This window comes from Devosia sp. 67-54, from assembly GCF_001899075.1.
Classification (GTDB): domain Bacteria; phylum Pseudomonadota; class Alphaproteobacteria; order Rhizobiales; family Devosiaceae; genus Devosia_A.
Genome location: NZ_MKVA01000005.1, coordinates 894835 through 907791, shown reverse-complemented (window position 1 = coordinate 907791; position 12957 = coordinate 894835). Strand labels below are relative to the sequence as shown.

Below are 12957 nucleotides of genomic sequence, written 5' to 3'. Positions count from 1 at the left end.
CCTCAGGAAATGGCACCCGAGGATTCCAGCAGTTGCAGCATCGAGTCGGTTTTGTCCTCGGTGTAGGTGCCGTCGGGTTTCTGCCGGGCGTTGGGGCCATGGTAATTGCCGTCGCGGCCGATCTTCGAGCCTTCGATGTGCCAGGTGTTGTCCTTGCCCAGGAACGAGCCCTTGAGGTGATATTTCCGGTCGTTGCCGAGGAACGAGCCGGCCGGGTGATAATTGCCGTCGCGGCCGTAGAACGAGCCCTTGGCGTGGTATTTTCCATCCATGCCCTTGAACGAGCCGGCTGAATGCATCTTGCCGTCGGTGCCCTTGAAATATTGCGCGGCCGATGCCTGCAGCGACTGCAATTGCTGCAATCCGGCGAGGTTGTCGTCGAGAAAATCGGTGCCCGTGATCGCCATGGTCGAGTCCTGACTGCGTCCCGAAAACGCTAGTCCGGGGCCGTTAACGGAGTGCTAATCCCGGCGCGGCGCGGCGAGTTCGGGCGCGGCGCAAGACCGTTGCAAACCCGGCGCGTTTGGGGCAAACCATCGGCGACTGGCGATGGAACCGTTCCTCGCCGGGACCCCCGCCATGAATCCGGAATTCCACGATGCCGATGAATTTTTCCACTGCCTCCGCGGGCACGTTCGTTCGCATGCTCAGCAATCTGCATGCGGTGATGGACAAGGCCGAGGCCTATGCCGAGGAGCGTAAATTCAGCCCCGACAATTATGTCGCGATGCGGCTGGCGCCGGACATGCTGCCGTTCTCGTTCCAGATCCAGTCGTCCACCGATCGCGCCAAGCTGTTCCTGTCGCGCGTGAGCGGCGTTGCGGCGCCGACCTGGGCGGACACCGAAAAGACCTGGGCCGAGGTGAAGGCGCGGCTGGAGACCGGCCTCGATTTCGCCAGATCGGTCCCGGCGGCGCAGCTCGACGGCACCGAGGACAAGCTGATCCCGCTCAAGGTGCGCGGCGAGGAAGTGCAGTGGCCGGCGCAGAAATACCTGCTCGAAAACGCGCTGCCGAACTTCTTCTTCCACGTGACGACGGCCTACGACATCCTGCGGCACGCCGGCGTGCCGGTGGGCAAGCGCGACTTCACCGGCTGAGTCTTCCGGCCGGGTGGCCGCCCTCAGGAGTAGCGCTCCTCCCGCCACGGATCGGCGTGGTTGTGATAGCCCCGGACTTCCCAGAAGCCGGGGTGGTCGCGCGTCGCGAACTCGATGCGGCGGATCCATTTCGGGCTCTTCCAGAAATAGAGGTGCGGCACCACCAGCCGCACCGGCCCGCCATGCTCGAGCGGCAGCGGGGCACCCTCCCAGCTGTGGACGAGCAGCGCCTCGGGCGAGGCGAAATCCTCGATCGCCATGTTGGTGGTGTAGCCGTCATTGCTGGTGAACAGCACGTGCGTGGCCTCGGGCCGGGGCCGCACCGCGTCCATCAGATCGTGGGTGGTGACGCCGTCCCAATTGTTGTCGTAGCGCGACCACGAGGTCACGCAGTGGATGTCGCTGCGCTTGTGCGTCTGCGGCGCCGACATCAGCTCGTGCCACGTCCAGGTCGTGGGGGTCTCGATGGCGCCGGCAAGGTCGAGCCGCCAGGTTTCGCGCGCCACGTTGGGGGTCTGGCCGAGGTCGAGGACCGGCCAGTTGCGCACCAGATGCTGGCCGGGCGGCAGGCGGCTGTCCTCGGGACGCGAGGTCGTGCCGGTCAGGAATTTCCCGAGCTCGGCCCAGCGCGACTTGCTGCGGGTGAGCTTGCTGTCTTCGGGCGTATCGATCATCGGCGGCTCCGATCCGGCGCCGGCGGGTCAATACTTCTCGTAGAACGCGTTGCCGCCGGCGACCCAGGTGTAGTGCATGTTGGTATAGGGGAAGGTGTAGCCTTCCGTGTGGAAGAATTTTGCGTTTCCGACGCCGGGGTGGCGATAGCCATGCAGCACCCGATCGGCCATCGAGCGCGCCAGAGCGAGGCTGCGGCCTTCCTGCATCGGCTTCCACAGCACGCCGTCGGCGAACTGGTTGGACTGGCCGACCACCCCGCACACGGTGTGCGGATAGGCCGGATCGCTGACGCGGTTCATCACCACCGTGCCGACCGCCAGCATGCCTTCGGCGGAAGAGCGGTTGGATTCGAAATACATGACGCGGGTCATGCAGTCCGACGGCGACAGGAACGCGCCGAACGGCAGAATAGCGCAGCCGCCCATCAGCGGGGCGACCGCCAGGGCGGCGATGACGGGCAGTACGCGAAACAAGACCTGCTCCGGGATCGATGCGATCCCAGCATGCCGGAGCAGGGTTAAGAGGAGGTTCCGAGGCTAGCGGCGGCGCCCGAACAGCAGATTGGCGACGAGGGCGATGCCGATGGCGCCGACAATGATCGGCACCGGGTCGGCCTTGACGGCGCGCCCGACGCGCCTGGCCTGCACCGCCGCGGCCTCGGCGAGCACGGCGCTTTCGCGGCGGCCGTAGTCGACGAGCTCGCCTGCCGCCTCGCCGGCGGCATGGGCGTAGCGACGGGCGCGGTCGCGCATGTGGTCACGCAGGTCATGGGTGCGCTCCTGGGCGAGGCCGGCGTAGCGCTGCGCCTGCTCGCGCAGCACTTCGGCGCCGCGCTGGCGGCCATAATCGGCGACGTCGTGCGCGGTCCGGCCGGCGATGGCGCCGGCGCTGCGGGCAAAATCCTGCCAGCGATCCTGTGCCAGCTCGCCGGCTTCCGCGGCGTTGTGGCGAAGGACATGCGCGAGTTTTCGGGCGTTGCGGTCGTTCAGGCGTTCGAGCCAGGGCATGGAAAGCTCCGGGTTTGTCGTGCAACGCATTGATCTCAGTGGCGGTTCCACTCTTGCGCCGGTCGGGTGGCGCACCATATCGCTGGCATGAGCGACCTGGTGACCACGATGACCACCCCCCATGCCGAGTCCCGGCTGAACCGGCAGTTCGAGCGCATTGGCCGGCAGGTGCCGGCCACGGCCGGATTCCTGCGCTGGGTGCGGCGGCCGCACATGCACCTGGTGCGCATCCCGCTGGCGGTGCTGCTGATCCTGGGCGGCGTGTTCAGCTTCCTGCCGGTGCTGGGCCTGTGGATGCTGCCGCTCGGCCTTCTGGTGCTGGCCATCGACGTGCCGCCGCTGAAGCGGCCGGTCGGCAACGCCATCGTGCGGCTACAGCGCTGGCTGTCGACCACCCGCCGGCGCTGGCGCCGCCGCTGATCACTGCTTTTTCGGCACGTCGCAGCGCAGCACTTCGGATTTGAGGTTGTCGCGGTCGAGATAGGTGAGGTCGATGCCTTCGCCGCTCGGGGCGAAGATCGGCCGCATCTGGATGCGCTCGGTCGACGACTGGCCCTTGGCCGTGCAGCTCATGGTGGCGGTGTAGGTGCCGTCGCCATTGTCGTTGAAGCCGGTGATGTCGCAGCCGCTGCCGGGGCCCTCGAAGCGCGTCTTGCTGATCTTGAGGACCTGCGCGCCGCAATTGGCCGGATCGAGCCCCCAGGTGCCGAACAATGGTGCGAGGTCCTTGTCGCTGGCGGGCTTGCTCTGCGGCGGGGCGGCCGGCGCCGGGGCTGCGGGCGCGGCCGTCGACGGCGCAGCGGAGGGCTGTGCCGGGGGCGGATTGGAGTCGCCGCCGCAGGCAGCCAGCAGGAGCGCCGGAACAATCACGGCCGCGAGGCGCAGATATCGCATGGAGAATCCCTCATTGACCCAGTGCAGCAATGGATAGTCGCAATGAAGGTTCCCGCGCTAGTCGTTGCCGCCGAGCCTGCCGCGCAGGGCCGCGAGGATCGGGCGCTGACCCAGATGCAGCTTGTGCGCCGCCGTCTCGAGGTCGAACCAGCCGGCGCGGTCGATTTCCGGGATGGTGAGCGTTCGGCCGGAGCGGGGCGGCCAGACGATCTCGGTTGTGTTCGATTGGAGCGCCGCCGGGTCGAACTCGCCCTCGAGCGCGAAGGCGACGATGGTCTTGCCGCCCGACTGCCGGAAGCTGCCGAGCGGCAGCAATGCGCCGCCGGGAACGGCGCCGACCTCCTCGGCGAATTCGCGCCGTGCCGCCGCCTCGTGCTCCTCGCCGGCATCGGCGAGGCCCTTGGGAATCGACCAGCCGGCCTCGTCCTTGCTGGCCCAGAACGGACCGCCGGGATGGACGAGGAAGACGTCCACCCTGCCGGCCCGCCGGCGGAACAGCACGATGCCGGCGGAAATCGCGGGCATGGCGCCGGCGCGCCTCAGCGCGCGCCGGCGATGTTGACCATCCAGGACACGCCGAATTTGTCGGCCAGCATGCCGAAGCTGTCGCCCCAGGGGGCTTTTTCGAGCGGCACGAAAACCGTGCCGCCCACGCTGAGCTTGTCCCAATAGGCCTTGAGCGATGCCTCGTCGTCGCCGGACAGCGACACCGCGCCATTGGGGCGCGGCGCGCCCATGCTGGCGGGGGTGTCGGAGCCCATCAGCGTGTAGCCGGCCGGCGTTTCGAGCTGGCCGTGCATGATCTTGTCCTTGTCGCCCTCGGCCTGGGACATGCCGGCCTCGCCGAAGGTGGAGAGCGTCAGCGTGCCGCCGAACACCGATTTGTAGAACTCCATGGCGGCGCGGGCGCTGTCGTCGAAGCTGAGATAGGGGTTGAGCCGGCTGCTGGTCATCGACATCTCCTTTGGGGTGGGGGCCGGACGCTAGCCCGGCACCGTGACGGAGGAAAGGCAGCCGGTCAGGCCGGCTGCGGCGCGGGTGCCAGCCCCGCGGGCTTGCCGGGCGGCGGGAAGGCGAGGGCCATCAGCGCCGCGCCCAGCCCCACGGCGGCCGAGGCGATGTAGAGCCAGTGATAGGTGCCGAAGGTGTCGTAGAGCCAGCCGCCGCCCACCGGCCCGAAGGCCATGCCGATGCTCGACACCATGGTGGCGGCGCCGAGCACGGTGCCCATCATCGACTGGCTGAAATAGTCGCGCGCCAGCACCGAATAGAGCGGCATCACCCCGCCATAGGCCATGCCCAGCACCAGCGCCAGCAGGTAGAAATGCGGCAGCTGCGACACGTAGATGTAGCTGTAGATGCCGGCGGCCTGCAGCAGCAGCCCGCCCAGGATCAGCCGCCGTGCGCCGAAGCGGTCGGCGAGCACGCCGAAGATCAGCCGGCCGAACAGCCCCGACACGCCCTCGACGCTGTAGATGCTGGCCGCCGCCAGCGGCGTGGCGCCACAGATCATGGCGTAGCTGACGGTGTGGAAGATCGGCCCGGAATGCGCCGCGCAGCACAGAAAGAACGTTGCCGCGAGCACGATGAATTGCGGCGTGCGCAGCGCCGCCCCCACCGAAACCGGCTTCGCCGGCTCGGCCGCGGGCGCGCCGGCCGGCAGCTCGGCCGCGGCCGGGGCACGGCGGATCAGCAGCGCCGTGGGCAGGATCACCAGCACCGCGGCGAGGCCGATGGACAGCATCGCCAGGCGCCAGCCATAGCTGCCGATGAGGATGGAGGCGAGCGGCGTCATCACCATCGGCGCCACGCCGCCGCCGACCGAAACCAGCGACACCGCGAGGCTGCGGTGCTTGTCGAACCAGCCGACGGTGGCGGCGATGATGGGGGCGAAGAAGGCGCCGCCCGCGGCGCCGACGAGGCCGCCATAGGCGAGCTGGAAGACCAGCAGATCGCTGGCGCGGCTGGCGATGAACAGGCCGGCGCCGAGCATGGCGGCGGCGATCAGCACCACCGGGCGCGGCCCGATGCGGTCGCTGAGCGTGCCCCACAGGAAGCCGGCGACGCCCATGACCAGAAAGCCGATGGTCATGGCGAAGGAGATGCCGGCATGGCTCCAGCCGGTGTCCTCGGCGATGGGCTGCAAATAGACGGGCAGGGCGAACATCGCCCCCATTGCCACGCAGGTGATGAGCGCGCCCGCCGCGACGATCACCCAGCCGTAACGCGATGCCATTCCGAGATCCTCCACTGGCTAGTGTGCCGTGTTGACGAACGGCGAACCAGCGGATCGACATGCGCCGCGCAATTTTTTCGAGGAGGCTGAGGAGATTGGTGTCCGGCCGGCGGGGAAGAGGGACACCAGACGTATCTGGCCCGAAGAGGTGCGGCCGCCGACCGAACGCATTTAGAGTTGCTTCACAATCGTTAAGATCGCGTTAACGACGTTTGCTTTTGTGCACAGGGCGAGCGGACGCCTCGATACCGCCGTCCGCCTCGGCGGCGAGACGGCGGGTGGCGGCGTTTTCGTGGAAGCGAAGGCGGCCGGCCGGCCAACACGCCCTGCGACAGGCCCGGCAGCGGAGTGGCGCCGGCGGCGGCGGGAGGGCGTCAGGCGGCGGGGGCGGCAGGCTTGACGTGGTAGCAGAAATTGCAGTGGCCGTCGCCGGCCATGCAGGTGGTGGTGCGTTCGAGTTTGAGGCCGAGCTCGTCGGCCATGGCGAAATCGCCGTCGCAGATCAAAAGCTCGCCGAGGTCGCGGGCGCCGATGCGCTGCATGAACGCGGCATAGTCGCAATGTGTAACCTCGTTCCGGAGCGTCGTTTCAGTCTGCTCCAGCGTGGTGAACTCGTAGCGCACGCCCTCGCCGAAGCCGGCGAACTCGGCCGCGAGGGTGTCGATATCGAGCAGGCTCCCGCGCTTCGCCACCATGGCGCGGTTGGACTTGTCGAGCGCCGCGCGCACCAGCTTGTGCGCCTGCTCCCTGCCCAGCGCCGCCTCCATGGCGCGCACCAGCGGAATCTGGGCTTCGACGGCGAGGGTGATGCGCTCGAAGGGGGTGAGGTGGGGCATGAGGGGAGGATAGCGCGATGGCGACGGAGCGCAAGCGGCCGCGCCGGCAATCCTCTCCCCGTTTACGGAGGAGAGGAACAGGTGGATCGATTGCAGGGCCTGGGCTTCGCCCACCTCGATCGTCGTTCCCTGTATTTCCGACATCGTCATTCCCGCGCAGGCGGGAATCCAGACCGGGCTCGCGGACGTCCGAACACTCCGCCTGGAGTCCCGCCTGCGCGGGAATGACGATGTGAAGGACTGCCGGCGTCGGCGCCCGCCGGTCGCCAGCGCTTTGCCGTTTGGCCGCGCGTTAGAAATCGAGGCTACAGCTTGAGCCTGGCCACCGCCGCCACGGCGAGCGCGTTGCCGCTGGCGGCACGCTCCCTGAGCGCGTGGACGAGGCTGTTGTATTCGCCGATGTGGCCCGAGGCCTTCATCAGCGTGATCGCCTTGACGTAGTCGACCGCCACGCATTTCTGGCCCATCAGCGTGCCGTGAAAATACAGCTGCGCCGCATCGGCCATCGCCTGCTTGGAGCTGTTCTGCTTGGCGAGGATGTTCTTGCAGATCGCCGGAATGTCGGCGCCGGGCTTGGCCGCGGTGCTGTAGGCCCCGCCACTGCTGAGGATCTGCCCATGGCTCTTGGCGAGCGCGGGAGTGATGAGGAGAGCGGGGAGGAGGGCGAGGGTAAGGACGAGGCGGAGGGGCATGGCAATGATCCAAGTGAAACTGTGGACCAAAGAACCGCGCGCTCATGACGTGAACAAGATGGCAATGCGGTTATGGTGAACGGCACCGCGAGGAGTTCGACCGGCCGCCACCCGCACGGTTCATTGTGTTTTCGATTGATGAAACCTGTTGAAACCAGTTTGGCAGTTGTCGTGGCTCCCCAGCCTGCCTCAATGCCGCGGGTCACGGGTGTGAGTGCTCGTGTATAGGCTAGAACCACGGTGCCGGCTACTGACGGTAAGAGATGGTAGCTCAAGAAGGATCAATTCGATAGGAGCGTCATTCTAGAACGCGCCAATAATTGTCAATGAAAGCTTCGGCGCCAATGTCGTCCAGTACCAATTGCTTAACCAACTTGAAGTGCGCAGGAAGCTTATTTTCTATTACTTTTAGGTTGGTATTGGACATGCCCTGAGCGGTACCGAAGATGTCCACATGGGACGCTACCTGGGGCAGTACGTCGACGTTCTGTTCTTGAAAGGAAAAGCCGAGAAATATGATGCGAACAGCGTTGTCGAAAGCCGCGGCGATGTCATCAATCACCGCCGAGTCGTACCGCGCCTCGGTGAAAGTGGAGATAGTAGATGCAACATCGAAGAGATTGGCTTTGGAGAGGTCGCCAAATGGAACGGCGCTACTAGCGCCTCTCTGCCAGGGGAGTCTGCCGACTTTTCCATAGACATGGACTATTTGGAGGTTGCTGAGAGCTGAGATCACATCCTGCTCGGAGGCGCGGTAGTATCGCTGTAGCGCGTAAAATAGGTACTGCTCGATGCAACGGTCATAGTTAAACGTAACGATCGCTACGTTAGCAAAAACGCGCTCAATCTCCTCGCGGGGTATACCCTCGGTCACCTTCCTCAGGAATGCATTGAGCCAAGTGTTTTCTGATCTCGAAAAGTCAAACTGGTTGTAGATGTTTGAGCTATCCGGACTGGTTATGTTAGACGTCGCTTCGCGCTCAATGATCGCTTGGCAAATTGCCATCTTTCCCACGAGATTGATGACGGAATCTGCCCTGTGGGCATCGAGGTAGTTATCGATCGATTGAGCGATCGACATCGCTCCTCGTATCTCGCGAGCAGCATCAAGGACTACATTGAGATCAGGCATCTCCAGCCGCTTGTCTCGAGACGCTCGTTCCAGTGTAAAAAAGATCCTGCTGAGATTGCCGGAAACTGTCCGATCGACTTGATACTTCATCAAGGTCGCAATGTCTGACTTCAGCCCAGCGCCAGCAGGAAGTCCGAAGTTGGTGCTCGCACCGGCTCCAACCACAAGAACTGTTCGTCGGCGAATCACTTTTGGACGCCGTTGTGGTATCTAGTCCTCAACTACACCCCGTGGTCGTGCCGCAGTCCTCGCACACCATGCAGTGCCCGCTGACCTTCATGCGCATGCTGTTGCAGTTGCTGCACTGATCCCCCGTGTAGCCCTGCATCTGCGCTTGCGCCCTCAGTTTGCCCGCGTCCTGGCTGGGGGGCGGGGAGGGGATGGGGTCGAGCTCGCCGGCGTTGAAGACGCTGGGGTTGGGGTCGGCCTTGAGGGCGGTGGAGCTCTTGAGCGCCGTCACCGTGCTCTGCTGGATCGAGGCCACCGGGTTGAACTGGGCGTGCGGGCCGCCCTGCACCAAGAGCAGGTTCTGGCCCTGCAGCTTGCCGCGCGTCATGCCGCGTGAAACGACGTTCTGTGCCGGCACTGGGGCGGGGGCCGGGGCACGCACCGCGGCGTCCTCGGCGACGCCCTTGCCCAGCGACATGTTGCCGGCATCGGGATGGACGTGCGCCAGATCCTCGCGGTCGAGATAGCTCACCGCCAGCTCGCGGAACACGTAGTCGAGCAGCGAGGTGGCGTTCTTGATGCGGTCGTTGCCCATGACCATGCCGGCCGGCTCGAAGCGCGTGAAGGTGAAGGCCTCGACATATTCGTCGAGCGGCACGCCGTATTGCAGGCCGAGGCTGACGGCGATGGCGAAATTGTTCATCATGGCGCGGAAGGCGGCGCCTTCCTTGTGCATGTCGATGAAGATCTCGCCGAGCCGGCCGTCCTCGTATTCGCCGGTGCGCAGATACACCTTGTGGCCGCCGACGATGGCCTTCTGCGTGTAGCCCTTGCGGCGCGTCGGCAGCTTCTCGCGGTCGTGCGTGGCGACGATGCGCTCGACGATCTTTTCCACCACCTGCGGCACGCGCGCCGCCTGGCTGGCGGCGAGCAGGGTGTCGACGGCCTCGTCGTCTTCCTCGTCGTCATCGGCGATCAGCGAGGCGTTGAGCGGCTGCGACAGCTTGGAGCCGTCGCGGTAGAGGGCGTTGGCCTTGAGGGCAAGGCGCCAGCTCAGCATGTAGGACTGCTTGCAGTCCTCGACGGTGGCGTCGTTGGGCATGTTGATGGTCTTGCTGATGGCGCCCGAAATGAACGGCTGCGCCGCCGCCATCATCAGGATGTGGCTGTCGACGGAAAGGTAGCGCTTGCCGATCTTGCCGCACGGGGTGGCGCAGTCGAACACCGGCAGGTGCTCGGCCTTGAGCCCGGGCGCGCCCTCGAGGGTCATGGCGCCGCAGACATGGATGTTGGCGGCCTCGATGTCCTTTTTGGAAAAGCCGAGGAAGCTCAGCAGGTCGAAATTCATGTCGCCGAGCTGCTCGGCGGTGACGCCGAGGCCCTTGAGGAAGTCGGCGCCCAGCGTCCACTGGTTGAACACGAATTTGATGTCGAACGCGGCCTTGGTGGCGGCGTTGAGCGCGGCGATCTTGTCGTCGGTGAAGCCCTTGGCGCGCAGCGTGGAGGGGTTGATCGCCGGCGCCTGGTTGAGGTTGCCGTGGCCGACGGCATAGGCCTCGATCTCGGCGATCTGGCTTTCGCTGTAGCCCAGCGTGCGCAGCGCCGGCGGCACGGCGTTGTTGATGATCTTGAAATAGCCGCCGCCGGCGAGCTTCTTGAACTTCACCAGCGCGAAATCGGGCTCGATGCCGGTGGTGTCGCAATCCATCACGAGGCCGATCGTGCCGGTCGGGGCGATCACCGACACCTGGGCGTTGCGGTAGCCGTGCTGCTCGCCGGCCGCGACCGCCTCGTCCCAGACCGAGCGGGCGCGCGCCGACAGCGCCTTGTCCTTGAGCGAGCCGTGGTCGAGCGGCACCGGGTTGACCGACAGGCCCTCATAGCCGTCCGCCTTGCCGTGCGCGGCGGTGCGGTGGTTGCGCATGACGCGCAGCATGTGCGGGGCGTTGCGCTCGTAATCGGCGAAGGCGCCGAGCTCCTTGGCCATCTCGGCCGAGGCGAGATAGGAGGCGCCGGTCATCACCGCGGTGATGGCGGCGCAGATGGCGCGGCCTTCCGCCGAGTCATAGGGGATGCCCGAGGTCATCAGCAGGCCGCCGATATTGGCGTAGCCGATGCCGAGCGTGCGGTACTGGAACGAGCGCTCGGCGATGGCGCGGCTGGGGAACTGCGCCATCATCACCGAGATTTCGAGCACGATCGTCCACAGCCGGCAGGTATGCTCGAAGCGGGCGACGTCGAAGCTGCCGTCGGCATTGCGGTAGGGCAGCAGATTGACCGAGGCGAGATTGCAAGCGGTGTCGTCGAGGAACATGTATTCCGAGCACGGATTGCTCGCGACGATCGGGCCGGCGGCGGGGCTGGTGTGCCACTCGTTGATGGTGGTGTGGAAATGGATGCCCGGATCGGCCGAGGCCCAGGCGGCATAGCCGATCGACTCCCACAGATCGCGGGCCTTGAGCGTCTTGGTGATCTTGCCCGAGGTGCGGCCGACGAGGTTCCACTCGCCGTCGGTCTCGACGGCCTTGAGGAAGTCGTCGGTGACGCGCACGGTGTTGTTGGAGTTCTGGCCGGAGACGGTGAGGTAGGCCTCGGAATCCCAGTCGGTGTCGTAGATCGGGAATTCGATGTCGGTGTAGCCTTGGCGCGCGAACTGGATGACCCGCTGCACGTAGTTCTCGGGCACCAGCGCCTTCTTGGCGTCCTTGACGGCGCGCTTCAGCGCCGGGTTCTTGCCGACGTCGAAGCAGTCGTCGCCATTGCCGTCGCAGTTCACGGCGGCCTTCATGATGGCCTTGAGGTGCTTGCTGACGACCTTGGAGCCGGTGACCAGGGCGGCGACCTTCTGCTCCTCCTTCACCTTCCAGTTGATGTAGGCCTCGATGTCCGGATGGTCGATGTCGACCACCACCATCTTGGCGGCGCGGCGGGTGGTGCCGCCCGACTTGATGGCGCCGGCGGCGCGGTCGCCGATCTTCAAAAAGCTCATCAGGCCGGACGACTTGCCGCCGCCACTGAGCTTTTCGCCTTCGCCGCGCAACTGCGAGAAATTGGAGCCGGTGCCCGAGCCGTATTTGAACAGCCGCGCCTCGCGCACCCACAGATCCATGATGCCGCCCTCGTTGACGAGGTCGTCGTTCACCGACTGGATGAAGCAGGCATGCGGCTGCGGGTGCTCGTACGAGCTCTTGGACTGCACCAGCTTTTTGGTGAAGGGGTCGACGTAGAAATGGCCCTGGCCGGGGCCGTCGATGCCGTAGGCCCAGAACAGGCCGGTATTGAACCATTGCGGCGAATTGGGCGCCACCTTCTGCGTCGCGAGCATGTAGCAGAGCTCGTCGTAGAAGGCGCGGGCGTCGTCCTCGCTGTCGAAATATTTGCCCTTCCAGCCCCAATAGGTCCAGGTGCCGGCGAGGCGGTGGAATACCTGGCGGCTGTCGCTCTCGGAGCCGTAGCGCTCCTTTTCGGGCAGCGCCTTGAGCGCCTTGTCGTCGGGCACCGAGCGCCACAGCCAGGAGGGGACGTCGTTCTCCTCGACTTTCTTCAGCACCTTGGCGACGCCGGCCTTGCGGAAATATTTCTGCGCGATGATGTCGGCGGCCACCTGCGACCAGGTCGAGGGCACCTGCATGCCTTCGAGCTTGAAGACGACCGAGCCGTCCGGGTTGCGGATTTCGCTCGTGGTCGAGCGGAATTCGATGCCCCGATAGGCGTCCTGGTTGGCTTCGGTGTACCGACGATCGATGTGCATAGTCGCAATAGTCCCCAAATTCGCGGGCACGAAGGCCCTGCTGCCGCCGCCACGGCATCCGTCCTGCTTGACGCTTTACTGAAACCTCTCCGTCGCCACGGATCGGCTTTGCCCCGTGCCTCCAGGTGTGTCCGATCTGATGCCGAACTCTTCCGGGAGGACTTGGCCGCGGCGGCCGGAAACGCGACCGTTGCAGCGGGGCAAATTTGTGGTCCGATTCAGAAAAGGCGTCAACGGCGTAAACCGGCAAAACGACCATAGCTAGTGTTGGGCCATGCCGTTTTCGCTAGATTTAGTATAGGCATTGTGAATAGCGGGGACAACCGAAAGCGCCGAAACCGGCGTTCAAACCGCATCGATTCGGCGGCGCGAAAATGCCGCGCCGAGCTCAAAAGCGGCAACCGGAATCCGCGCTAAACCCGGTCAAAATCGAGGCGAATTTTCGACCTCACGCGGCACATGAAGTC

13 protein-coding genes and 1 pseudogene are annotated in these 12957 nt (G+C 65.4%); 2 read left to right on the top strand and 12 right to left on the bottom strand.

Going from position 1 to position 12957, the window contains the following annotated elements; translation table 11 throughout:
* Window positions 1–2 precede the first annotated feature (2 nt).
* Window positions 3–407, bottom strand: coding sequence for a hypothetical protein (locus tag BGO82_RS09595; RefSeq protein ID WP_291305330.1), 405 nt, complete (start codon window positions 405–407; stop codon window positions 3–5).
* Between the two features lie 191 nt (window positions 408–598).
* On the opposite strand from BGO82_RS09595, the gene BGO82_RS09590 reads away from it, so the two are divergent.
* Window positions 599–1099 (top strand): DUF1993 domain-containing protein, encoded by a 501-nt coding sequence (locus BGO82_RS09590; protein WP_366246936.1) that lies wholly within the window; start codon window positions 599–601, stop codon window positions 1097–1099.
* Window positions 1100–1122: 23 nt separating this feature from the next.
* On the opposite strand, the gene BGO82_RS09585 is transcribed toward BGO82_RS09590, so the two are convergent.
* The 3 genes and pseudogenes from BGO82_RS09585 to BGO82_RS09575 all read right to left on the bottom strand — a co-directional run bounded on the left by BGO82_RS09585 (window position 1123) and on the right by BGO82_RS09575 (window position 2781).
* On the bottom strand, window positions 1123–1773 hold the full coding sequence (locus tag BGO82_RS09585; RefSeq protein WP_291305328.1) for a sulfite oxidase-like oxidoreductase: 651 nt from the start codon (window positions 1771–1773) through the stop codon (window positions 1123–1125).
* 33 nt (window positions 1774–1806) lie between these two features.
* Window positions 1807–2199: pseudogene (locus BGO82_RS09580) on the bottom strand (cell wall hydrolase); the annotation flags it as partial.
* Between the two features lie 111 nt (window positions 2200–2310).
* Complete coding sequence (locus tag BGO82_RS09575; protein ID WP_291305327.1) at window positions 2311–2781, bottom strand: hypothetical protein; 471 nt, start codon at window positions 2779–2781, stop codon at window positions 2311–2313.
* Between the two features lie 87 nt (window positions 2782–2868).
* Between BGO82_RS09575 and BGO82_RS09570 the strand changes: the two genes are divergently transcribed.
* Window positions 2869–3201: a hypothetical protein gene (locus BGO82_RS09570; protein ID WP_291305326.1), complete on the top strand. Its 333-nt coding sequence runs from the start codon at window positions 2869–2871 to the stop codon at window positions 3199–3201.
* On the opposite strand, the gene BGO82_RS09565 is transcribed toward BGO82_RS09570, so the two are convergent.
* The 8 genes from BGO82_RS09565 to BGO82_RS09530 all read right to left on the bottom strand — a co-directional run bounded on the left by BGO82_RS09565 (window position 3202) and on the right by BGO82_RS09530 (window position 12490).
* The gene (locus tag BGO82_RS09565; RefSeq protein ID WP_291305325.1) at window positions 3202–3675 is read right to left on the bottom strand and encodes a hypothetical protein; all 474 of its coding nucleotides are present in this window, start codon (window positions 3673–3675) and stop codon (window positions 3202–3204) included.
* Between the two features lie 57 nt (window positions 3676–3732).
* Window positions 3733–4200 carry an NUDIX domain-containing protein gene (locus tag BGO82_RS09560; RefSeq protein ID WP_291305324.1) on the bottom strand — a complete coding sequence of 156 codons (468 nt, stop codon included), beginning with the start codon at window positions 4198–4200 and terminating at the stop codon, window positions 3733–3735.
* 14 nt (window positions 4201–4214) lie between these two features.
* Window positions 4215–4628 carry a VOC family protein gene (locus tag BGO82_RS09555; RefSeq protein WP_291305323.1) on the bottom strand — a complete coding sequence of 138 codons (414 nt, stop codon included), beginning with the start codon at window positions 4626–4628 and terminating at the stop codon, window positions 4215–4217.
* Window positions 4629–4693: 65 nt separating this feature from the next.
* Complete coding sequence (locus BGO82_RS09550) at window positions 4694–5911, bottom strand: MFS transporter (protein ID WP_291305322.1); 1218 nt, start codon at window positions 5909–5911, stop codon at window positions 4694–4696.
* Window positions 5912–6285: 374 nt separating this feature from the next.
* Complete coding sequence (locus BGO82_RS09545; protein ID WP_291305321.1) at window positions 6286–6747, bottom strand: L-2-amino-thiazoline-4-carboxylic acid hydrolase; 462 nt, start codon at window positions 6745–6747, stop codon at window positions 6286–6288.
* A gap of 305 nt (window positions 6748–7052) precedes the next feature.
* On the bottom strand, window positions 7053–7439 hold the full coding sequence (locus BGO82_RS09540) for a hypothetical protein (protein WP_291305320.1): 387 nt from the start codon (window positions 7437–7439) through the stop codon (window positions 7053–7055).
* 298 nt (window positions 7440–7737) lie between these two features.
* The gene (locus BGO82_RS09535; RefSeq protein ID WP_291305319.1) at window positions 7738–8661 is read right to left on the bottom strand and encodes an SIR2 family protein; all 924 of its coding nucleotides are present in this window, start codon (window positions 8659–8661) and stop codon (window positions 7738–7740) included.
* Window positions 8662–8788: 127 nt separating this feature from the next.
* On the bottom strand, window positions 8789–12490 hold the full coding sequence (locus tag BGO82_RS09530) for a vitamin B12-dependent ribonucleotide reductase (RefSeq protein WP_291305318.1): 3702 nt from the start codon (window positions 12488–12490) through the stop codon (window positions 8789–8791).
* Window positions 12491–12957: the final 467 nt, after the last annotated feature.